The following is a 21,423-nucleotide window of genomic DNA, read 5'->3' on the forward strand; positions in this document are numbered from 1 at the left end:
AGGAAACGTACAGCATGGCTATTCTGCAGGTTGAACGCCTGGGCCGCGACTTTCCAGGCGTCAGGGCGTTAAATGATGTGACGCTGGCGCTGGAGGCCGGCCGGGTGCATGTTCTGGCCGGCGAAAACGGCGCGGGCAAATCCACGCTGGTTAAAATACTCACCGGCGCCCTGCGTCCCAGCCGGGGCGCGATAACCATTGACGGTCTGAACCCGCTGGAAGCGCCGCAGCTGTTTAATTCGGTGGCTTATGTGCCGCAGGAACTGCATCTCTTCGCGCATATGAGCGTGGCGGAAAACCTGTTTATTCCCTATGCGCGGTCGGGATTCTCCGGGCGCTATATCGACTACCGGGCGATAAACCGCGCGGCGCGTCGTTACCTCGAGCCGTTCTGTATCGAAGCCCGGCCGGACGATCTGGTGCGCGATATTTCAATTTCCGATCGGCAGTTGCTGCAAATCGCCCGCGCCGCCACTAACCAGCAGATGAAGGTGCTGATCCTTGACGAACCGACGTCGTCGCTGACCCGCACTGAGGTCGAGCGGGTATTCAACGTAATCGCGGATTTTAAGGCGCGTCGGCACGCCATCGTGTTTATTTCGCATAAGCTCGACGAGGTGTTCGCCATCGGCGACGACTACAGCGTGTTGCGCAACGGCGAGAAAATAGAAAGCGGAAAAATAGCCGACACCACGGAAAGCGGGCTGATTCGGGCGATGTCCGGCGTCGCGCCGCAGCAGCGGCGACACTTTCGCCCGCAGGGCGCGCAGACCGGCGACGGCCAGCCGTTGATTGAGGTCAGCCGGCTGAGCGGCCGGCGCTTTCACGATATCTCTTTCACCCTGCGGCGCGGGGAGATTCTGGGATTTGCCGGGCTGGTGGGCGCCGGCCGCAGCGAACTGATGCAAACGCTGTTCGGCTATCTGCCGGCCAGCGGCGGCAGGGTAACGGTGAAGGGACGGGCGTGGCGCCTGGGCAACCCGCCGTTTTCCGTGCGCAACGGCATGCTGTACTTGTCGGAAGAGCGCAAACTGCACGGTATTCTGCCGATGCTCAGCGTGCGGGAAAATATCGGGATCGCCATCCTGAAACGCACGCTCGGCTGGCTGGGCATCTCCGCGGCGAAGGAAAAGCGCGAGGTGCGGGACGTGATTAACTCTTACGACGTCAAAACGCACAACATGGAAACCCGCATCGATTTCCTCTCCGGCGGCAATCAGCAAAAAATCATTATCGGGCGCGCGATGGCCACGCAGCCCGACGTACTGATCTTTGATGAACCGACCCGGGGAATTGACGTGATGACTAAGGGCGAGATTTATAAAATCATGCGCTCGCTGTGCGAGAGCGGCGTCGGCATTATTCTCGTTTCGTCGGAAATGGAGGAACTGCATCAATGCGCCAGCCGCATTATTACTTTGCATCACGGCGCCGTCACCGGGGATTTCGCCACGGCGACCACCGATAACGAAACGCTGATCAGGGCGATTTTTGGCGCGGAGAATCATCATGCAGCATAGCCGTTTTTCCATCCTGAGCGCCAACCCGCTGGTGGGGGTCTTCGTCGCGCTGCTGATCATCTTTACGCTGTCGTCGCTGATTTCGCCCTGGTTTCTGTCGCCCTACAATATGTCGGTGGTGGCCAGAACGCTGGCGTTTATCGGCTTAATCACCGTTGGTCAGTCAATGCTGATGATCCTCGGCGAGCTGGATCTTTCGCTGGGCGTGACCGGCGGGCTGTGCGGAGTGACCGCCGGCATTCTGATGGTGAATATGGGCCTGCATCCCGCCGCCGCCTGCGCGCTGGCCCTGCTGCTGGGCGCCGCGCTCGGTTGCCTGAACGGGGTGCTGGTCACCAAACTGCGCCTGCATTCGCTGGTGCTGACCATCGGCACCGCCGGGATTTTCGGCGGCGCCAACCTGGTGCTGACCCGCGGCGTGGCGATCACCGGCATCCCGGCCGAGCTGCAATTTTTGGGGCGGGGCAGTCTTTTCGCCCTGCCGGTGCCGTTCGTCATTATGCTGCTGGTGCTGGCGGTCGCCACCTTCATTACGCTTAAAACGCCGTTCGGCCGCTATATGTACGCCATCGGCAATAACGGCGCGGCGGCCCGCATGCTGGGCATCCGGGTCGATCGGGTGCGGATTTTGGTGTTCACCTGCGCCGGTTTTCTGGCCGCGCTTGCCGGTATTTTGATGGTCGCCCGGCTCGGCACCGCTCAACCTTCAATCGGCGAAAGCTGGGTGCTGGCGCCGATCGCCGCCGCGGTGATCGGCGGGGTGGCCACCACCGGCGGCGTCGGCACGCCGTTCGGCGCCATTCTCGGCGCCAGCATTATCGGCATTATCGAAAACATCATTGTATTGTTCGGCGTGTCGCCGTACTGGCAGGGCATCGTCAGCGGCGTGATGGTGGTGGTCGCGATATCGTTCGACGCCATCTCGCGGCGCTATATCCGTAAAGAAGAAACGTAGCCGGTCTGGAGGACGTTACGATGAAACTCGGATTAAATCTTTCTTTCGCCGTCAAACGCTGGCTGGGCGGCGAGTCGCTGGCCCGGGTGGTGAAACAGGATCTGGGCATGGATATCGTCCAGTTCAGTTGGGATCTGGTCGACCCCTGGTGGCCGGCGGCGGCGCGCAACGCGGCGGCGCGCGACTATGCCGATGCCTTTCGCGCCGCCGGCATTACCGTCGAAAGCACCTTCGGCGGCCTGGCTTCATACTGCTATAACCATTTTCTCGCGCCGGACGCGAATCTGCGCGCGCTGGGCAAAGCGCACCTGAAGCGCGCCATCGACATGACGGCCGAAATGGGCGTGCGCGCCACCGGCATGCCGCTGGGCTCTTATTCGGCGCAGGATGCGCTCGACCCGGCGCGGCGCGAGGCGATTTATCAGCAGGCGCTGCTGGCGCTGGTCGAGCTATCGCGCTATGCCAAAACGCGCGGTTTATCCACCCTGTTGATTGAGCCGGTGCCGCTGGCGACGGAGTTCCCGGCCTCCGCGCAGGACGCGCGGCGTCTGATGACCGATCTGGACGGGGCGACGGACATTCCGGTGCGGCTGTTGGTCGACTGGGGGCACGCGCTGTTCGCGCCGCTGTTTGGCGAACAGGCCAATATGGAACACTGGATCGAACAGTGCGGCGAGTATATCGACGCCTGGCATATTCAACAGACGGACGGCCAGCGCGATCGCCACTGGAATTTCACCCGACAGGGCATCGTCACCCCCGAACGGCTGAGCGCATTCTGGCGCGATCAGCGGTTGACTGAACAAACCTATCTAATCGAAATCCTCTATCCCTTCGAACAGAGCGACGAGTCGGTATTGCGCGATATGCAGGCGGGGATCGCGCTGCTGAAACAGGCGGTCTGAGCCGGTATCCGGCGGCGCTGTCCGAAGCGGAAAATTATTTTTATCGACGGCGGTTCCCTTTTCCCCTTGCTCAATTGGCATAACGAGTGAAAACGATAATTATTTCGCTAAAGGGGAGAAGAATGGCAAGATTTCGTATCAACCTCCGGGGAAACCTGCTGCGCCGCGCGGCGTTGGCCGGCGCGTGCGGTCTGGCGTTGCCGTCGATGACGCCGTACGCCGCGCCCGCGGCCGAGGTTCAGCACTATGCCGTTGCGGCGGGACCGCTTAATCAAGCGTTGAATCAGTTCGCGCAGCAGTCCGGCGTGCTGCTGGCTTACGATCCGGCGCTCACCGTCGGTAAGCGCAGCGCCGGTCTGCAGGGCAATTATCATCCCGAGCAAGGTTTTGCGCAGCTTCTCAGCGGCAGCGGTCTGGCGGCACGCACCAGCGCCGACGGCAGCGTCACGCTGGTGCGACAACCGCCCGGCGGCGCGGCGGCGAAAAACGACAGCATCGTGGTCAATGCGCCGCCCAATACCGCGTTAAAACTGGATGCGCCGCTGTCGGAGACGCCGCGCTCGGTGTCGGTGGTCACCGATACGCAAATTCAGCAGCGCGGCGCGCAGAAGATCGATCAGGCGCTGCGCTACAGCGCCGGCATTCTGGCCACGCCCTATGGGCCGGACAATAAGGCGGAATGGGTGACCATACGCGGCTTTAGCGATCAGTCCCGCTTCCAGAACGGGCTGGCCACGCTGAACGAAGATGGCTTTTACGGTCAGCAGATCGAGCCGTTCGGTATTGAGCGCATCGAGGTATTAAAGGGGCCGGCATCGGTGTTGTACGGGCAGAACCCGCCCGGCGGCCTGATTAACGTGATCAGCAAACGGCCGACGCGCCTGCCGCAGGGACAGATCGAGCTGAAATACGGCTCGGACGATTACCGCCATCTGGCGATTGACAGCGCCGGCCCGCTGAATGATGACGGCACGGTGCTGTACCGGGTGGTGGGGCTGGCGCGTGAAACCTCGGGCGAGGTCGACTTCGCCAAAAGCAAGCGTTTCTATCTGGCGCCGAGCGCGACCTTTCTGCTGGGGGAGAATACCGAGTTAACGCTGCTGGCCAGCTATATGGATACCCGATCCGGCATGACCAACGGATTTAAACTGCCCTACGGCACGCTGCACGACACGCCGTTCGGCAAGGTGGGCTATGAGACGTCGCTGGGCGAGCCGGGCATCAATAACCATAATACGCGCCAGTTTACCCTGGGTTATGAGTTCACCCATCATTTGAATGACGTCTGGACGTTTCATCAGAACCTGAATTACACCTACCTGAACATGGATCTGCGCGGCGCCTACGCGCTGGGCATGGTGTCCGGCAGCGACCGTCTGGCGTCTCGCGGGTTAACCTATCGCGACGGCTTCGCGCAAAACTGGGCGCTGGATAACCGTATGGTGGGCGAGTGGCAGTTCGCCGATTTCGACAACACCCTGCTGCTCGGCGTCGATTACCGGCGCGCCAACACACAGAGCCGCGACGCGAATCTGTATGCTTTCGGCGATCCGATCGATATCTTTAACCCGGTGTACGGCAACTATACGCCGCCGGGAGACGACGAGCTGTTCGATCACCGTTCAGGACGTCATCAGACCGGCTACTATATTCAGAATCAGATAAAATATAACCAGCGCTTGATTCTGCTGCTGGGCGGTCGTTACGACGTGGCGAAATCGCGCGATCGTAATCTGCAGTCGGGCGATGACACACGCATGGACGACGATAAATTCAGCAAGACGGCCGGTGTGATGTATCTGTTCGACAATGGTCTGTCGCCCTACGTCAGCTACGCGGAATCCTTCCTGCCGGTCGCGGGGCGCGATAGCTACAACCGACCCTATGAGCCGGAAGTCGGCAAACAGACGGAAATCGGGGTGAAGTATACGCCGGATGGTTTCAACGGTTATGCCTCCGCCGCATTGTATAACCTGGTGCAGCAGAATGTGCAGACTACAGATCCCGCTAATCCGGCGGTAACGGTGCAGACCGGCGAGGCGCGCGCGCGCGGACTCGAACTGGAGCTGGGCGGCGAAATTTATCCGCAGCTGACGCTGACCGCCAACTACACCTATAGCCAGGTTGAAATAACTAAATCGCTTAATCGGGCCGAAGAGGGCAAACGTCTGCCGGGGCTGCCGGAGCACATGGCGTCCGCCTGGCTGAACTATGCCTTCAGCGGCCCGCTGGACGGGCTGACCGTGGGCAGCGGCGTCCGCTATGTCGGCGGTTCGTTCGGCGATAATACCGAAGACCCCGACCTGAAAGTGCCGCCCTACGCGCTGTGGGACGCGATGATCGCTTATGATTTCAGCAAAAACTGGCGGCTGCAGGTCAACGCCACCAACCTGGCTAATCACCAGTATGTCAGCGCCTGTAATTTCTGGTGCTACTACGGAGAAGGGCGCAACCTCAGCGCCAGCGTCAGCTACCGCTGGTAGGGCGCGGCGCCGGAGATCGACGCGGGTGAATATTCATTGACTTTAATGGTGGTGATAATGAAAATCATTTCATTGCCATCAGACTGAGTTACGCCCGTGAATTCTCCTGCGTTTGTGTATGCCGATCAGACAGAGTCCTCCGTGGTTGAGCAGATTTATCTTGATCACCACAGCTGGCTGCAGGCGTGGCTATGCCGCCGTCTGGGCTGCTCCCAGCAGGCCGCCGATCTGGCGCAGGACACGTTTTTGCGCCTGATCGCCCAGCATCAGGCGCTGTCCATCCGCGAGCCGCGCGCCTGGCTGACCACGGTGGCGCACGGACTGGTGGTGAATCACTGGCGGCGCCAGGACATTGAACGCGCCTGGCGGGAGCTGGCGGCGGAACAGGCGCCAGGCGTGATGCCGTCGGCGGAGCAGCAGGCGATGGTGATTGACGCCTTGTGCGAAATCGACGCGATGTTGGCCTCGCTGCCGGTACGGGCGCGTCAGGCGTTTCTTTGGGTTCATCTGCAGGGGCTGACCTACCGCCAGGTCGCCGAACGGTTAGCCGTCTCCGAGCGGATGGTGAAAAAATATATGGCGCAGGCGATGATGAACTGTCTGCTCTGTCAGGCGCGATGACCGCCGCGTTACGGCCCGTTCTTGCCAAAGAGGTGCTACATGCCGCCGCCGAGTGGTATGCCGTGCTGTATGACGAAAACTGCAGCGACGACGATCGCAGGCGCTGGCGGCGCTGGCTGAATCAGCATGAGGATCATCAGCGCGCCTGGCGGCAGGTTGAGCAGATTCACGCGCGTCTGCACGCGGTGGACGGCCGTCTGGCGAGTTCGGTGCTGAACCGGCGCGGGCGCGAACGGCGACGCATGCTTAAACTGCTGGCGCTGGTCGCGGTGAGCGGCGGCGTGGGGGTCAGCCTGCCGTGGGAAAGCTATGCCGCCGATTACCGCACCGCCACCGGGGAAACCCGCGAGCTGAGAATCGCCGACGGCCTGACGGTGTGGATGAATACGGATTCGGCGCTGAATCTGAACACGCAGGTTCAGCGGCGGGTGTTTCATCTGATCAAAGGCGAACTGATGCTGGAGAGTCGCGGCGCGCCGCCCGTTGAACTGATCACCGGGCACGGACGCATCGATGCCTCCACGCCTTGCCGCCTCGCGCTGCGCTACGGCGCGGCCGAAAGCGTGCTGGCGGTCTTCGACGGTCTGGTCAGCCTGCGGAGCGCCGATCAGACGCGTACGATCGGCGCCGGCCAGCAGGTGGCTTTTGACCAGACGGGCTGTCGGGCGCCCGGCGCGGTCGAACCGTTCCGCCAGAGCTGGCGCGCCGGCGTGCTGGTGGCGGACAATATGCGGTTGGATCAGCTGCTCGCCGAATTCGCCCGCTATCATACCGGCTATTTCCGCGTCGAGAGCCAGGTCGCCGGCCTGCGTATTTCCGGCGTATTTCCGCTGTACGAAACCGAACGCTTTCTGGCCGCGCTGGCGCGAACATTGCCGGTCAGGGTAAACAGACGTTTTGCCTGGTGGGTGGATATTGGTCCGCGTTAGTTTCGCTCAGCCCCGCATTTCCGTGGCGTATCGCGTGGCGGCGTGGGACATCAGAAATATTTAATAAATAAGCACGCCTTATTTTCCATTATCGTCTGTCCTGACATATTCTATATCCGCAGGTGATTGAATTTATTTTTAGTTATGTCGAATGCAAATAATAATATCCATATTTTATATTTTACTTCGCGCCAGAGATGCCGGATAAATAGGGTTTTTAGCCGTCATACGGCAAGCCGTATGCGTGTTGGTTACGTTTATTTAACCGAATGAAATAATTGTGTACCTCATCCTGATTTGTTCGCCTGCGGCTTTCCCGTCATTCAGGTTATTTAGGGAATAGCGCCAATTTTATAATTTAAATAATTTGGGCGCAGGATGAAAATGGGGCGTTTTAAATAACGCCGCGCGTTGGCTGTTTACGGGCGATGCTTATATGAGCCGCGTAATGCGAAAAAAGAAGCGGTCCGACAAGGTTTGCCTATTTCACCTGCCGTTTTGCATCCGGGCCGCGCCGGCGATCCTTGCGTACAGCGCATCCGCACGGGTTTGCTCGCTCCGTGGCGCGGACGGACATCTGTTCAACATGCGCCGTATTTTGTCTGCGTGCCGGCCGTGTTCTGACGGGGCGCGCCAATACGGGACTGCCGGACCAGATTTTTATTCAGGTAAATGTAAACGCGATATATCGCCGAAAATAGTTCGGGTTGCAGTAAGGCGGCGAGGCGGCGAGGCGGCGACGAATTTGTCCAGCCAGCGCCTGACCTGCAGGGGGAGACCGGATGTCTCTTATTCATCCCCGGCAGTTTAGCGCGGCAGTCAGTCTCCGGGTGAGCGACGAATCCGCCGGCAGCTAAACAGTTGCGCATTATAGCGCGACACGGGCAGGACATGACATCCCACCAGTACTGCCCTCGCACGAGGAGAGGTGGAGTCTCAATGTGCGAAGTTACGTAAAGTTGAACGCCGCTGGCGGCGGCCCTGCAAGGGCGGCCCCATGGACGGGCAGGTAATAAAGCCAACGCGCCAGTAACCTGAAATATGCAGGGTACGCCGCCACCTGAAGCCGGGTGAGTATATTTTTAGTGGGTATAAGTTGCCGGCATGTTAATTGATATCTTGCGATATGTTGATTTTTTTCTGAGGCCATTGTCTGTTTCTGTCTTAATTGCTTTTTTTTCTGAAGTTAGCGCAACCGGATTTATTGATAAGAGATAATATGAACCCTTCTAATGTGAGTTCTGATGTAAAAAAATATCAATCTGGCCCGTTTATTCATAAATGGCTGCCGCGACGTCCTCATTTTTTTTTCATTCTTTCCTGGCTTTTTCCCTTGCTGTTGTTTTTCGTCTGGGAATACGCCAGCCGGGCGGGGTGGATCGCGGCAGAGCTGCTGCCGGCGCCGAGTAAAGTACTGAGCACCGCCATTGATTTAATACAAAGCGGCGCGCTGCAGCGCGACCTGCTGGTCAGCCTGTCGCGCGCGGTGGCGGGCTGGAGCATTGGGGCCAGCATCGGTTTTTTACTGGGGCTGACGGTCGGCTTTTCCGCGCTGGCCGGCGCCCTGCTGGACAGAACAATCCAGATGATGCGCGCCATTCCTTTTCTGGCCATGCTGCCGCTGGTGATTGTCTGGGTCGGCGTGGGCGAAGAACAAAAAATATTCATGGTGGCGTTGGGCGTCACCTTTCCTGTCTACATTAATACCACGCTGGGCATTCGCCAGCTCGATCCCCGGCTGCTCGAACTGGCCAGAGTGCAGAAGCTCGGCCATTTCGAGACCATCCGACGCATTGTTTTTCCTGCCGCGCTGCCGTCAATCCTGACCGGCGTACGATATTCTCTGGCCACGGCGTGGCTGGCGCTGGTCATTGCGGAAACCGTCGGCGCCAGCAGCGGGATCGGCTTTCTGGCGGTTGACGCGCGCGAATTTTTGCAGACGGATATCATCGTGCTGACGATAGTGATTTACGCGGTTATTGGCATGAGCGCCGACGCCATCGCTCGGGCGCTGGAGCGGCATTTGCTGGCCTGGCATCCCAATTACGCGCCGGGAGCCCGCCGATGAGCAGTATCGATCAGACCAGCGCTGAAGCGCCGGTGGTGACGATTCGCGGCCTTGTCAAAGCCTACGGCTCGCGGGTCGTGCTGAACAAGCTAAACCTCACCATCGCGCGCGGGGAGTTCGTCGCGTTGCTGGGCGAGAGCGGCTGCGGCAAAACGACCCTGCTGCGCACCATCGCCGGGCTGGACCCGGTGCAGGAGGGGCGGATTAATGCGCCGGATTCGCCGGCTGTGGTGTTCCAGGAACATCGTTTGCTGCCGTGGGAGTCGATCTGGCGCAACGTTACCCTCGGCATGCGTAATGTCAGCCGCGAGGAGGCGAAAAAACGCGCGGGTTTGGCGCTGGAGGCGGTCGGGCTGGGCGGCCGTCTGACCGACTGGCCGCGCAATTTATCCGGCGGTCAGGCGCAGCGCGTCGCCATCGCCCGCGCTTTCGTGCAGCAGCCGCGAATTTTATTGCTGGACGAACCCTTTGCCTCGCTGGATGCGCTGACCCGAATAAAAATGCATAACTTGCTAAAAAAGCTGATTGCCGGCCATCGGCCCGGCGTTCTGCTGGTTACTCATGATGTACAAGAAGCGATGACGCTGGCCACGCGCATTTTAATTATGAAGAACGGCCAGATCAGCGATGAATATCGGGTGGACGAGTATCGCGACGGCGCGCTGTTGCATAAAGAACTGTTGGCGCAGCTGGGCGTCGCGGCCAGCGAGTAAGTCTTAAATCATAATATTAATTAAGGGGATGAACCAGGATGACGTATTTCAGAATACCGGCGCGCATCGCCGGCGCGCTGGTGACGATGGCGGCGCTGTTATTTAGCGCGCCGCCGGCATTGGCCGAGGGCCAGACGGATAAACAGACCACGGTCAAATTAACTTATGCGCGCGGAGGCGGAAATATTACTTTGCTGGCCAGAGAGCGCGGCGAATTTGCCAAACGGCTGGCCGCGCAGGGAATTAACGTGGAGTGGGTAGGACCCTTTTCCAGCCATGCCCAGTCGATTCAGGCGGTAGTGGGGAAATCCGCAGACTTCAGCTTCGGCGGCTCGACCACGCCCGGCATCGCCGCCATTCTGGCCGGCTCGCCGGTGGTGTTTACCCAATTTTATGTTTATCAGCCCAGAACGTCGGCCATTATCGCCAGAGACGGGTCTGGCATTAATAGGGTTGAGGATCTGATCGGCAAAACGGTGGCGGTTAACCGCTCCGGCCTGGGCGAAGTGCTGCTGGTCGCCGCGCTGGAAAAACACAATATTGAGCGGAGCAAAGTGAAGGCTATCTACCTGAATGCCGCGGATGCCGCGTCCGCGCTCGGCTCCGGCAAAGTCGACGCCTGGGCGTGGTGGAGTCCGGCCATTGATATCGCGCGTCAAAATTACAAGGCGCATAACGTCTTCATCGAGAGCGAACAGGATCAAATATACGATTTCAGCTCGTTCCTGACCCGTCGGGATTTTGCCCGCGACCATCCCGATTTGGTCAAAGCGGTCGGCGCGGCCTACGCGGCGGAGGGCGAGTGGGCGACCGCGCACCCGCAAGAGGTTGAGGCCATTAGTCAGGCTACGGGTAAATACAGTGACGAGGTGAAAGATTACTTCATTTCTCTGAAGCGGCAATATCAATTTTACCCGGCCGACGATGCGCAATTTCTGCAAACTTTGCAGAATGCGGCGGACTGGCTGACGCGTCACAAAATCCTGCCCCAGGCGGTGAAGGTGACAGACCTGATTGCAAAACATTGATGCCCGCTTGCTTGCCGGGCGCGCGTCGATCGAGCGCAACATCGCAGGCCGGGCTATGTCCGGCGGCAAACAGGAGGGGACGCACGTTATGTCATTGAAAGGCATCGTCGCCGCAAAAAAAAACCATAAACTGATCTCCATTAGCCAGTTGGCCGCCCTGATCCCTGATGGCGCCTCGCTGGCGCTGGGCGGCACCTGTCTGCACCGCGCGCCGTTCGCCCTGGTGCGCGAGTTGATCAGACAGGGACGGCGGGATATCGAAATCATCAAGCAGTCGCCGGGTTACGATATCGATATTCTGTGCCGCGCTGGCGTGGTCAGCCGGGCACGCTGCGGCATCGTCGCGCTGGAGGGCAATCTGGGGCTGGCGCCCTGGTACCGCAGAGCGGTGGAGTCGGGGCGCCTGACGCTGGAAGAGCACGCCTGCGCTACCCTGACGGCGGGGTTGCGCGCGGCGGCCTTCGGCGTGCCTTTCCAGCCGGTGGCCGGGGTGCACGGCTCCGATTTGGCCGGCATCAATCGCTGGGTTTGCCTGCCCGATCCCTATGGATCCGGCGAGATGACGTGGGTGATCCCGCGCATTAAACCCGATGTCGCGGTGCTGCATGTCGCAGAAGTCACGCCCGCGGGCGATGCGCGCGTCTACGGCACGCCGAACTGGGATCATATCATCAGCAGGGCGGCGGGCCGGGTGCTGTTGACGGCGGAAAAACTGGTGGACGACTCGGCGTTCGCCGCCAGTCCGGAACGAACGCTGATCCCCCATTTTATGGTGGAGGCGGTGGCGGTGGTGCCGGACGGCGGTTGGCCCGGGTCATGCTGGCCCTGGTACGACGTTGATTATGCTGAGCTGGAGTGCTACCTGGCGCAGCAAGATCCGGCGTTTTTACAGCGACATCTGGATGGCGCGCCGGAGGTGAATAGCTAATGGTGCAACGGGGCGCGGAGCCGGTTTTTTCTCCTTTCTCATTCCTGATCATCAATTTGGCCAGATTTATCCGGCCGAACGAGATTACCTTCTCCGGCGTGAATTCTTCGCCGGCCATGCTCGCCTGTTTACTGGCTAAACGGAGCTATGCGTTCGATTTCACCTATATCAACGTGGCGGGCGGCGTCGACCCCGCGCCGTCGTCGATTCCGCTGTCCAGCTCCGGCCCGCAACTGGCGCAAGGGTCACGCGCCATTTTTGCCAATGAGGATTTTTATGACCTGTGCGCCCGCGGCCGGCTGGATCTCTGTTTTCTCGGCGCGGCGCAGATCGACGGCGCGGGCAATACCAATGTGTCCTGTATTGGCGACTGGCACCGGCCGAAAGTCCGGCTGCCGGGCGGCGGCGGCGGGGCGGTTATGCTGCCGACGGCCCGGCGCGCGGTGACCTGGCGCACGGAGCATTCGGCGCGCACGCTGGTGCAGCGACTGGATTTCGTCACGGCGAGCGGCGGAGTGGCCGGACTGGTGACGCCCGCCGCCGTCTTTGAGCGGCGCGCCGGGCGGCTGGCGCTGAAATACTGGAACCCGTCGACCACGGCCGGGCGAATCGCGCAGCTAACCGGATTCGCTTTCGACGCCGCCGCCGCCATACCGGCCCCTCCGCCGACGCCTGATGAGCTGCGGGCATTGGCGGCGCTTGATCCTGACGGTCGGCTGGCGGCCGGCCTGTCGCTGTAAACCAGATCCGAGAAGAACATGACAGTCGAACAGAATAGATCGCTAAATTTAACCGGCGCGCTGCGGCGCCATGCGCGCGGCGCAAACGTCGCGTTTATCGTGCCTGGCGGGCCTGATGGCGTTGATCGGCAGATAAGCTATCGGACTCTGTACGCCTGGGTGCAGGCGTACGCGACGGGCGGTTCTGCGTTGCTCAACGACGAATTTTCGCCGGGAGAGTATCGGTTTGTCGCTATTCGCGCCGGCCGCAGCGTAGAGACCATCGCGCTGTTTTTAGGACTGATGGCGGCAGGGTTCTGTCCCTGCTTGCTCGAACCGAAAGCCACATGGCCGGCGCTGGCTGAAAGAATGCGCGCGGTGGGCATCAGGCTGTTGATCACCGACGACGAGGCGGCGAGCGTCGCCCTTGCGCATCAGCCGATGCGCATTTATGCGCCCGCCGCGTTGCGGATGCCGGTCGGCGAAGCGTCCGACGCGCCGGCAGCTTGACGCCCACGTGCAAAGTTTTTTGCCGCCGGGCCATACGCCGGCGGCGTATTACTTCATTGCCGGCCTGCCGGAAAATGCGCTCGGCAAGGTCGACAGAAAAAAACTCGGCGCATTGCTGGCCTGATGTCCGTTGTAGCGCCGCCGCCGCCGACGCGCAACGGCAGCTGCTTTAACGCCAGATAATCCCGCGATGGTCTTCAGGGCGCCTTCTTCTTGTTAATGATAATAGGTGTTATTATCATTGGCGGCGTTTATCTTTTCTGCGCGGGCACTTGACTGTTGAGGGGCGGAGGGTCCGGGAGAATGACGCGCGCCCCGCGCGCCGCCGGCGCGTTGGCACCCCGAGAAAGGTGGCAATGATGGCAGAAACGGAGCGTAACGCGGACTGGCTCCCCCTGACGCTGGCTCAGCTGGATTTCTGGGAGGAATTCACCCTCTATCCCGAGCGGCCAATCTCAACGGTTGCCCACTATATTGATATTCAGGGGGCGGTGGATGCGGCCGCGCTGGCCGAAGCCATCACGATGACCATCCGCGAGAGCGACGTGTTTGCGCTGCGTTTTCAGTTTGCGCGGCACGGGCCGGCGCCGCTACAGCGTTGCGATCCGGCGTGGGCGCCGCCGCTGCGGCGGGTTGACCTGCGTGATAGCGATCATCCGCTGGCGGCGGCGCGACGGCATATGCAGCACGACGTCGAACAGCGGCTCGATCTGCTGAGTCAGCCGCTGGCGGCGCACTGGCTGATCCGCGTCGGCGAGACGCGGTATCTGTGGTATATCCGCGCGCACCATATCATTATCGACGGCTACGGCATGGCGCTGATTGAACACCGCTGCGCCGGCCTCTATGCCCACTTCTTAGGTCAGCGCGCCGCCGGCGTCGCCTTCCATCCGTTCGCCCGCTATCTGGCCGGGGAGCAGGCCTATAGCGCGAGTCCGCGTTGCGCGGCCGACCGGCGCTATTGGCGGCATTATCTTGCGTCTCCCGTATCGTTGCCGGTGCTGCATAAGGGCGGCGGCGACTACGGCGCGCCCAGCCTGCATTTCTCTTGTCAGCCGTCGGAGCGTTTCGGCGCTGATTTACAGCGGCTGGCCGGGCGTTGTGATATCGGTTGGCCCGATCTGCTGCTCGCGCTCTCCGGCGCGTATCTGTTTCACCATCTGGCGCATAAGGTTTGCGGCGAGCGGCAAACGCTGCCGCTGTGGGTGCCGTTTATGAATCGCCGTTGCCCGGTTGCGGCCTGGGTGCCGGCCCTGGCGGTCAATATTCTGCCGTTGTGGATCAATATTGGCGCGCAGGAACGGCTGGGCGAATTTTTGCAGCGCGTGATGGGTGAACTGCACAGCCAGCGTGCACATGGCCGCTATCGTATCGAGCAAATCGCGGCCGACCAGCGGCTGCCGTCCTCGGGCTCGCGCTATTTCTTCTCGCCGCTGGTCAATGTGCTGCCGTTCGATGCGCCCGGGTTCGTCGGCTGCCGCACCAGCCGCCATGTGATCGCCAGCGGTCCCGGCGACGGGTTTAATCTGACCTGGCGCGGCCAAATGGACGGCGGCGGGCTTATCGCGGATGTCGATGCCGATCCGGCGTTGTACCGCGAGGAGGCATTTTTCCGCCACCGGCAAACGCTGCCGGCTTTTATGCTGCGGGCGGTGCGGGAAACGGCGCTAAATCAGCGACTGCAGGATTTGCTGAATGCGCCGGATCAGCGCTGAGGCGGCGCGGTTCAGCGTTGCTGCAATAACTGCGAGACGTGGCGCGCATTGCCGCATTTCACCAGGGCGTACGGATCCGGCCGTACGCCGAAAGTTTCATGGAGCCGCAGGGCGATGGGCCTGAGATGCGAAGGTTTTAGCCCCATGTCGAGGAACGGCGAATTTTCATCGAACCGCCCGTCCTGTTCAGCGCCAATCGCGCGTAAATAGATATCGAGAATGCGCTGACAGCGGCGGCGTTGCTCGTCCGGGGAAATCTCTTCGGCCAGCGTCGCGCCGTCAACCGGCTGGCCGGCGATCAGGCGTTGCTTTATCCGCAGCCGATCCGTTTTCCCATTCGCCGTCAGCGGCAGCGCCGGACTGTGCAGCAGCCGGCTCGGCACATGCGTCGCGGGCAAATAGCGACCGATAAACGCGCGCAGTTCCGCCGCCGGCAACGCGCCGCCCTGGCGCGTACTGTACATCGCGCCCAGTGTGACATCTCCCGTTGCGTCGGCCGGATAATCGACCACCGTCGCGTCCCTGATCGACGGATGTTTGCTCAACGCGCTCTCAATTTCCGCCAGCGAAATCCGGATCCCGCGCACCTTGACGTAACCGTCGACCCGGCTGGCGAAAATAATGCGGCCGTCCCGGCGATAATAGCCCTGGTCGCCGCTGCGAAAGGCCCGCAATCGGTGGCCGGCCGGATCGAGCAGAGTGACGAAATCATGCTGTTCGAGCCGGCCGTCCCGCAGGTAACCGAGCGCCAGGTTGACGCCCGCCGTGTAAATCCGACCGACGACATTGGCCGGGCAGTGTTCGCCGCCGTCATGACAGATAAAATACTGATTCGCCGCCAGCGGCCGGCCGTAAGGGATGATTTCGACATCCCCGGCGCCAATCTCGTGCCAGATACTCCAGATGGTGGTTTCCGTCGGACCGCCGAGAGAGAACAGCCGGCTGGCGGCGCAACGCGAACGCAGCGTCTGGAGGGTCGATGGTTTGATGTAATCGCCGCCCTGAGCGATAAGCCGCAGCGAACGCAACTGGTCGGCGCGGGTACAGGCCAGCAGCATCTCCAGCATTGCCGGCACAGAGCTCCACAGGGTGACGCGATGGCGTTCGATCAGCCGGTTCCAGGCAATCGCCTCTTTTTCTTCATGCGGCGCGGGCATCGCCAGCGTGGCGCCTGCGCACAGCGAGCCGAACAGATCGAAGAGGGACATATCGTGGTGTAACGGCGTGACGGAGATAAACACGTCCTGCGAGCCGACGTCCCACCGGTCGAGCGTTTGTCCGAGGGTGTTATCGGTCGCCCGATAGCTAAGCACCACGCACTTCGGCAGGCCGGTGCTGCCCGAGGTGTAGAGATAATAAGCCGGATTGCGGCTGTGGCTCAGGGCGGATAGCGCGGCCTCCGTCGGAAGCGGCGTCGGCTGGTCGACTGGCGACAGGAGCGCCGCCGGCGGCACCGCCGCGATCGGCCCGACGGCCGCGGCGCCGACCACCAGATCGGGCCGGCAATTGGTCAGCAGGTAAGCCATGCGCGGCGGCGGCGATTGGCTGTCAACCGGTACCCAGATGATGCCCTGCAGCGCGCAGGCGAGGGCAATCGTCAGGTGTTCCGGCGATCGGGGCAGGGCAATGGCCACCACCTTGCCTTGCGTTATGCCGCGTCGGTGCAGGTGGGTCATCGCGGCCCGCACCGACCGACCCAGTTGCGCGTATGAAATCGCCCGATCGCCGCACAAAACGGCCGCTTTGGCCGGCGGCGCGCCGAACAGATGCCGGGCGAGACGCGCGAGGAACGCGCCGCCGGTAAACTGATGTTCGTCGCTGTTGTGTTTATAGTGACGGTAATCGATAAACTGCGCCGCGCACGGCGCGCGTTGAGCCTGCTGCGGCAGCAGCGCCATGCGGCGCGCGATCGCGGCCAGCATATCCCGTACCACCGGCCGCGCCAGCGCCTGTTCGGCATAATCGATGCACAGCAGCAGATTCTTATCCTGATCGCGCAACAGACGAATATCCATCGCCACCTGCGGGGTTTGGGTCAGCCCGGCGTGGAACCGCAGCGGACAGTCCGGCGGCGGCGCGGGCCACGCCAGACCGTTGGTCAGCACCACCGGCAGCGCCGGGCTTTCTTTATGCTGGTTGAGCAGCAATCGGGTCAGGTCCACACCGGAAAACGCCAGATGCTGCAGCGCCGCCATTATGTCCTGCTGCAGGCGATGAGCGGTCTGCAAGACGTGTTTAGGCCGTCGGTCGACGTGCGCGACCACGAAGGTGGAGGCGTTACTCAGCCGGCCGTCCGCCGTCGGAAACGCCACCGGGATGCCGAACGGTATTGCGCCGTCCGGGGTCCAGAACGCCAGCGTGTCCAGAATGGCGGCCGACAGAATGGCATTCTGAAACAGGCCGTGCGCCGCGCCGCTGGCGCAGATCTGTCCGAGCAGCGACCGTGGAAGGGTGACGCTTTCCCGGCGCCAGCTCGACGTGCGAATAGAGGCCAGCGGCCGCGTCCACGGAAAGGCGGGCGGCGGCGGGATAGCCGGCAGTTTTTCGCGCCAGTAACGGCTGTCCTCCTGACGACGCGCGGCCGACGTTCGCGCGTCGGATGGCTCCGCCGGCAGCGGGGCCGGACGCCGCTGCTTCTCGTCGCTGAACAGTTGCGCCACCAGGGTCGAGATAGCGGGTCCGTCCAAAATCAGCGCATCGAAGCGGGTGAACACCACGGTGGTGAAATCCGGCTCTTCGCGCGGCGTAGCATCCGCCAGCGCAATGATCCAGATATGCCAGGGCGACAGGGCAAGGTCGCACCCGGACTGGCCGGCGCTGCGCCGCAGTGCGTCCACCCGGCCCAGCGCTTCGTCGCGCGGCATCGCGCGCAGATCGATTTCATCCAGATTGAGCACGACGTCGGTCGTTATGCGCTGGGTTAGCGTCACGGCGTCTATGCGGGTGCGCAGCGCCTCGTGGCGCCGCACCAGTCCGGCCAGCCGTTGCCGCAGGGTGGCGAAAGACAGCCGTCCGCGATATTCGCGAAAATCCTGCATAGCGACGCCGCCCAGCGGCCATTGTTCGCCTCTACCCAGCAGATAAGCCTGCTGCAGGGCGGTTAGCGGTATCTGCATACTTACTTTCCTCGTCTTAGCCGGCGGGCAAAAAGGCGCGTCCTGACGGTTTAACGGGCGCCCCGGGCGATCCGCTAACGGGGAGCTGCGGCGCGGCCGGCGTCGAGCGCCTTCAGCAACCGGCGCGCCGTCTGTTCTGCCTTGTCCGGCGATCGGCTGACGATCAGGCGGGCCAGACCGGCCGCAGAAGGCTGGCGCTGAAGTTCAGACAGCGTCAGGCGGGACGCCGGCAGATACTGGTTGATAAAATTCAGCAGTTGACGCGCCGCGTCGGGCTGCGCCGTCAACGGGCCGAGCGCGCTGTCTGGCCCCATCGTGCGCGCGCCGCTCAGCCGGTTAAGCAGGCGCAGCAATAGACGCTCCGTGCTGCCGTCCGCCGGCCGATCCGCGGCTTGTCGCCAGACGGGGGCCTGATGCAGCGCCGCCGGATCTCGCGCCAGCCGGCGCAGCAGCGCCAGCTGGCGATCGAACATATCGCGGATCAACGGCGCGGGAAAAACGTCCAGCCGCACGTCCCAGTTCAGCAAAATGCCGTCGTGTATCTCGACCGCCTGTGCGTCGAGCGCCACCTGCGGTCCCTGCGAGATCACCCAGTTCATCTCTCCAAGGCTGCGCCGCACCGCGTCGGAAAACAGCTGGCCGCCGGGCAGTCCGAACCCTGAGGTGAACACCACCGGCGCGATCTGCAGGCTGCCGTGGCGGCGCGACAGATCGCGCAGTACATTGACGCCGGGATAATGGCTATGGTTGATTGCGCGGGCCAGCTGCGGCGCCATGCGCCGACAAAACGCCAGCAGGCTTTCGTTCGCATCGGATGTCACGTCCAGAATCACCAGGCTGGAGAAGTCGCCGATAATCTGCCCGACCGCCTCAACATAGGGCGCGCGATGAAACATCGGCAGATTGAGGCGAAAACGCGTCATATCGCAACCGGCGGCCAGTACGCCGGCGAATGCGCAGAGAAACAGCGTCGAGGGGGTGAGATGATGGGCGCGGGCGGTTTTCTCCAGCGACCGGCGTTCGTCCGACGTCAGCCGCGCGGCCAGCCGGTCGCTGCGGCAGCGCTGCGTATCGCCGTCATGCGGCAGCCGGGGCGCGGGGGCAAAATCGCTAAGGCGCGCCTGCCACCAGCGTCTGTCGCGTCGGTAGCGCCGCTGCAGGTTTTCATCCGCGCGCATTTTATCCAGATAGCGGAACCAGGCGATACCCGCGTCGTCGGTCTGGTGCGTCGCGTCCTGCGGCTGGCGATACAGGCGCGCCAGATCCTCCAGCAGGATGCGAAAACTCCAGGCATCGGCGGCTATCATATCCACGTCGACATGCAGGCGGCAGCGCGTATCCGCCAGCAGACTGAGGCTGATATCGCATGCCTGGCCTTGCTCAAGCGCCAGTTTTTGCGTGCTATTGCGTCGGCGTTTGGCCTCAAGGCGGCGGGCGGCGTTCTGCGGAGTTTCGTCGCGCAGATCGTCGATCTGCAGCCGGTAGCGCTCGCTGATAGGCTCGATGGTTTGCTGTCCGGCCGGGGTGATGCGCAGGCGCAGCATCGGATGCGCCTGATAGAGCCGACTGACGGCTTGCCGCAGCCGCCCGACATCCAGTCCGACGCTGTCGAATTCGGCGTATAAATGCGCCGCGACGCCGCCCAGGCGCTGGTCGGATTGCCGGCCAACCCAACTGGCCGCCTGCATCGGAGTCAACTCTTTCATCATCGGATCCCATCAACGTTGAGTGTGCGAGACGGTTCGAATATATTACATAGCGGATATCAATTGAAATGATTCTTATTTGTATTTGTGCGCAGGCCGTGGTTTGCGGCGTCGGCTAGTCGAGCGGATCCATACCCAGATGCTGACGCAGGGTGGCGCCCCGATAATCACGGCGGAACAGACCGAGTTGCGTCAGCCGGGGAATCAATTCGTCAAATAACCGATCCAATGACTGCGGCGAGCCGCCGGGCAGGGCGATAAACCCATCGGCCGCGCCGGCCTCCACGCGCCCGATGATGTCGTCCAGCGCATCGTCAACCGTGCCGACCACCAGCCAGTGGGCGGAACCGATAACCTCCGGTCGTTTCAGCAGGTCGGCCACGCGGGGTTGCTGTTGTACAATCAACCGGCGCAACAGATCGGCATGGGTCTGGCTGCGCGCCTGAGGGGCGGCGGCGGGCAACATCTGCGCGGTGACCCGGCTATTCAGCGGCAGCCGGCTCAGATCGAGCCCCAGCATCTGCTGAATCGCGTCGTATTGTTGGTTGCGGGGCGTACCGGCATGGGTGTCCTGATACAGTTCGCGCGCCTCGCGACGGGTTTTGCCGAGATAGAGGCTTAATCCGGGCAGTACGCGCAGCGCTTCGGGGCGGCGGCCGTGCGCCTGCGCCCGCCGCCGCAGATCGGCGCGCAGTTCGATGCCGGCTGCGATGTCCGGCGTGGCGGCGAAAACGCCGTCGGCGATCCGTGCGGCAAAGTCGCGTCCGTGGGCCGAGGCGCCGGCCTGGAACAACGGAATGGCGCCGGTGCCCGCGTCGGGCACGTTCAGCGGCCCTTCGACATTGAAAAAACGGCCGTGGTGGTTGACGGCCCGCAGCCTGGCCGCCCGCGCATATTCTCCTGTCTGCCGGTCGACGGTCAGCGCGTCATGGGGGTAGCTTTGCCAGAGCTGGCGCACCAGATCGGTAAACTCCAGGGCCTGGTCGTAGCGCTGCGCTGAGGGCGGCATCGAATCCAGGCCGAAATTGCGGTGGCCATCGAGCGCCGTGACCACATTCCAGCCCGCGCGCCCGTTGCTGAGCCAGTTGAGGGACTGAAGCTGTCTGGCGACGAGGTAAGGCGGAGAAAACGTGGTCGATGCGGTGGTGATCAGGCCGATGCGTCGGGTCTCCCTCGCGAGGGCGGCCAGCAGCAGCGAGGGATCGAGGCTGCTGAACGCCGGCGACCGGGCGGCGCTGTGCGGATTGATAAACAGGGTATCGGGACGAAAGAGAAAATCCAGCTTCGCCGCTTCCGCTCGTCTGGCCAGATCGCGGTAAAAATCGGCCGAATAGATCTCTTCCACCCGACTATCGGGGCGTCGCCAGCCGTTGCCGGTTAACCAGGTGACCGCGATAGACATACCAATGCATAGTTGTCGTTTTGCTTTCATGCCTGTTTATCTCCTGTCTCAGCGTGATCGGCCGCTGTCATGACGCTGCCGGGGCGGGGAAAGCGGCGAGGAAGC

16 protein-coding genes are annotated in these 21,423 nt (G+C 62.0%); 13 read left to right on the forward strand and 3 right to left on the reverse strand.

Annotated elements, in window-relative coordinates:
• Nucleotides 1-14: 14 nt before the first annotated feature.
• The 13 genes from FJU30_RS08640 (at nucleotide 15) to FJU30_RS08700 (ending at nucleotide 15,094) form a co-directional block, all read left to right on the forward strand.
• Nucleotides 15-1,520: a sugar ABC transporter ATP-binding protein gene (locus FJU30_RS08640; protein WP_150434553.1), complete on the forward strand. Its 1,506-nt coding sequence runs from the start codon at nucleotides 15-17 to the stop codon at nucleotides 1,518-1,520.
• On the forward strand, nucleotides 1,510-2,475 hold the full coding sequence (locus FJU30_RS08645) for an ABC transporter permease (protein WP_150434554.1): 966 nt from the start codon (nucleotides 1,510-1,512) through the stop codon (nucleotides 2,473-2,475). The genes FJU30_RS08640 and FJU30_RS08645 overlap by 11 nt, the downstream gene beginning before the upstream one ends.
• 20 nt (nucleotides 2,476-2,495) lie before the next feature.
• Nucleotides 2,496-3,380 (forward strand): sugar phosphate isomerase/epimerase family protein, encoded by an 885-nt coding sequence (locus FJU30_RS08650; protein ID WP_150434555.1) that lies wholly within the window; start codon nucleotides 2,496-2,498, stop codon nucleotides 3,378-3,380.
• Between the two features lie 122 nt (nucleotides 3,381-3,502).
• Nucleotides 3,503-5,863: a TonB-dependent siderophore receptor gene (locus tag FJU30_RS08655; protein ID WP_150434556.1), complete on the forward strand. Its 2,361-nt coding sequence runs from the start codon at nucleotides 3,503-3,505 to the stop codon at nucleotides 5,861-5,863.
• 141 nt (nucleotides 5,864-6,004) lie between these two features.
• Nucleotides 6,005-6,484, forward strand: a complete 480-nt coding sequence (locus tag FJU30_RS08660) for a sigma-70 family RNA polymerase sigma factor (RefSeq protein WP_223881529.1) — start codon at nucleotides 6,005-6,007, stop codon at nucleotides 6,482-6,484.
• Nucleotides 6,481-7,413 carry a DUF4880 domain-containing protein gene (locus FJU30_RS08665; protein WP_150434557.1) on the forward strand — a complete coding sequence of 311 codons (933 nt, stop codon included), beginning with the start codon at nucleotides 6,481-6,483 and terminating at the stop codon, nucleotides 7,411-7,413. Before FJU30_RS08660 ends, FJU30_RS08665 begins: the two co-directional genes overlap by 4 nt.
• Nucleotides 7,414-8,632: 1,219 nt before the next feature.
• Entirely contained in the window at nucleotides 8,633-9,481 is an 849-nt protein-coding gene (locus FJU30_RS08670) for an ABC transporter permease subunit (RefSeq protein WP_150434558.1), read from the forward strand.
• Nucleotides 9,478-10,194: an ABC transporter ATP-binding protein gene (locus tag FJU30_RS08675; RefSeq protein ID WP_150434559.1), complete on the forward strand. Its 717-nt coding sequence runs from the start codon at nucleotides 9,478-9,480 to the stop codon at nucleotides 10,192-10,194. Before FJU30_RS08670 ends, FJU30_RS08675 begins: the two co-directional genes overlap by 4 nt.
• Before the next feature lie 38 nt (nucleotides 10,195-10,232).
• Nucleotides 10,233-11,222, forward strand: a complete 990-nt coding sequence (locus tag FJU30_RS08680) for an NrtA/SsuA/CpmA family ABC transporter substrate-binding protein (RefSeq protein ID WP_150434560.1) — start codon at nucleotides 10,233-10,235, stop codon at nucleotides 11,220-11,222.
• The gene (locus tag FJU30_RS08685) at nucleotides 11,209-12,150 is read left to right on the forward strand and encodes a CoA transferase subunit A (RefSeq protein ID WP_223881531.1); all 942 of its coding nucleotides are present in this window, start codon (nucleotides 11,209-11,211) and stop codon (nucleotides 12,148-12,150) included. The genes FJU30_RS08680 and FJU30_RS08685 overlap by 14 nt, the downstream gene beginning before the upstream one ends.
• Nucleotides 12,150-12,890: a CoA-transferase gene (locus FJU30_RS08690; protein WP_150434561.1), complete on the forward strand. Its 741-nt coding sequence runs from the start codon at nucleotides 12,150-12,152 to the stop codon at nucleotides 12,888-12,890. Before FJU30_RS08685 ends, FJU30_RS08690 begins: the two co-directional genes overlap by 1 nt.
• 18 nt (nucleotides 12,891-12,908) lie before the next feature.
• Nucleotides 12,909-13,379, forward strand: coding sequence for an AMP-binding protein (locus FJU30_RS08695; protein WP_150434562.1), 471 nt, complete (start codon nucleotides 12,909-12,911; stop codon nucleotides 13,377-13,379).
• 356 nt (nucleotides 13,380-13,735) lie between these two features.
• A complete protein-coding gene (locus tag FJU30_RS08700) occupies nucleotides 13,736-15,094 on the forward strand; it encodes a condensation domain-containing protein (RefSeq protein ID WP_223881532.1) in 1,359 nt (452 codons plus the stop codon).
• Nucleotides 15,095-15,105: 11 nt separating this feature from the next.
• Here FJU30_RS08700 and FJU30_RS08705 read toward each other — a convergent pair whose 3' ends face one another.
• From FJU30_RS08705 to FJU30_RS08715, 3 genes are all read right to left on the reverse strand, one after another.
• Nucleotides 15,106-18,210 (reverse strand): amino acid adenylation domain-containing protein, encoded by a 3,105-nt coding sequence (locus FJU30_RS08705; RefSeq protein WP_150434563.1) that lies wholly within the window; start codon nucleotides 18,208-18,210, stop codon nucleotides 15,106-15,108.
• 74 nt (nucleotides 18,211-18,284) lie between these two features.
• On the reverse strand, nucleotides 18,285-19,919 hold the full coding sequence (locus FJU30_RS08710; protein WP_317984040.1) for a condensation domain-containing protein: 1,635 nt from the start codon (nucleotides 19,917-19,919) through the stop codon (nucleotides 18,285-18,287).
• Between the two features lie 112 nt (nucleotides 19,920-20,031).
• A complete protein-coding gene (locus tag FJU30_RS08715; RefSeq protein WP_150434564.1) occupies nucleotides 20,032-21,348 on the reverse strand; it encodes an NtaA/DmoA family FMN-dependent monooxygenase in 1,317 nt (438 codons plus the stop codon).
• Between the last annotated feature and the right edge of the window lie 75 nt (nucleotides 21,349-21,423).

This window comes from Affinibrenneria salicis (assembly GCF_008710095.1).

Excerpts from the sequence above, each read along its gene's own strand:
- FJU30_RS08640 (WP_150434553.1), top strand. The coding sequence starts at position 15 with ATGGCTATTCTGCAGGTTGAACGCCTGGGCCGCGACTTTCCAGGCGTC.
- FJU30_RS08645 (WP_150434554.1), top strand. The coding sequence starts at position 1,510 with ATGCAGCATAGCCGTTTTTCCATCCTGAGCGCCAACCCGCTGGTGGGG.
- FJU30_RS08650 (WP_150434555.1), top strand. The coding sequence starts at position 2,496 with ATGAAACTCGGATTAAATCTTTCTTTCGCCGTCAAACGCTGGCTGGGC.
- FJU30_RS08655 (WP_150434556.1), top strand. The coding sequence starts at position 3,503 with ATGGCAAGATTTCGTATCAACCTCCGGGGAAACCTGCTGCGCCGCGCG.
- FJU30_RS08665 (WP_150434557.1), top strand. The coding sequence starts at position 6,481 with ATGACCGCCGCGTTACGGCCCGTTCTTGCCAAAGAGGTGCTACATGCC.
- FJU30_RS08670 (WP_150434558.1), top strand. The coding sequence starts at position 8,633 with ATGAACCCTTCTAATGTGAGTTCTGATGTAAAAAAATATCAATCTGGC.
- FJU30_RS08675 (WP_150434559.1), top strand. The coding sequence starts at position 9,478 with ATGAGCAGTATCGATCAGACCAGCGCTGAAGCGCCGGTGGTGACGATT.
- FJU30_RS08680 (WP_150434560.1), top strand. The coding sequence starts at position 10,233 with ATGACGTATTTCAGAATACCGGCGCGCATCGCCGGCGCGCTGGTGACG.
- FJU30_RS08690 (WP_150434561.1), top strand. The coding sequence starts at position 12,150 with ATGGTGCAACGGGGCGCGGAGCCGGTTTTTTCTCCTTTCTCATTCCTG.
- FJU30_RS08695 (WP_150434562.1), top strand. The coding sequence starts at position 12,909 with ATGACAGTCGAACAGAATAGATCGCTAAATTTAACCGGCGCGCTGCGG.
- FJU30_RS08700 (WP_223881532.1), top strand. The coding sequence starts at position 13,736 with ATGATGGCAGAAACGGAGCGTAACGCGGACTGGCTCCCCCTGACGCTG.
- FJU30_RS08705 (WP_150434563.1), bottom strand. The coding sequence starts at position 18,210 with ATGCAGATACCGCTAACCGCCCTGCAGCAGGCTTATCTGCTGGGTAGA.
- FJU30_RS08710 (WP_317984040.1), bottom strand. The coding sequence starts at position 19,919 with ATGATGAAAGAGTTGACTCCGATGCAGGCGGCCAGTTGGGTTGGCCGG.
- FJU30_RS08715 (WP_150434564.1), bottom strand. The coding sequence starts at position 21,348 with ATGAAAGCAAAACGACAACTATGCATTGGTATGTCTATCGCGGTCACC.